This is a genomic window from Halolamina salina, assembly GCF_042678005.1.
Classification (GTDB): Archaea; Halobacteriota; Halobacteria; order Halobacteriales; family Haloferacaceae; genus Halolamina; species Halolamina salina.
Genome location: NZ_JBHUDH010000109.1, coordinates 11,865 through 12,228 on the forward strand (window position 1 = coordinate 11,865; position 364 = coordinate 12,228).

General features: G+C 76.4%; 1 protein-coding gene. It reads right to left on the reverse strand.

Translation table 11 applies throughout. The features are described 5' to 3' along the window. A partial coding sequence (locus ACFR9S_RS09785) for an ABC transporter permease (RefSeq protein WP_379818522.1) occupies positions 1-364 on the reverse strand: 364 nt, incomplete at both ends.

Below are 364 nucleotides of genomic sequence, written 5' to 3' on the forward strand. Positions count from 1 at the left end.
TCGTCCCGCTCGCGGCCGCGACGCCCGAGCACGCGAGCGTCCGCGAGGCGCTCCCGGCCGCGGCCGCGGGGACGCTCCCCTCTCCCGACGCCGCGACCGCCGACAGCCCAACCGCGACCGCGGCGTTGGCGAGCGCGAACACGGTCGAAATCGCGACGAACCGAGCGAAGACGCCGGGATCGACCGAGCCGAACGTGGCGATCGCCAGCCCGAGCGCGACCGCGAAGCCGGCGCCGAGGCCCAGCACGACGGTCACCCCCCGCGAGAGGAGCTTCCCGGCGACGACCGCAAGCCGGCTGTCGGGGAGGCCGAGCCGGTCGGTGATCGTCCCGTCCTCGCGCTCGACGGCGATCGCGAGGTAGCC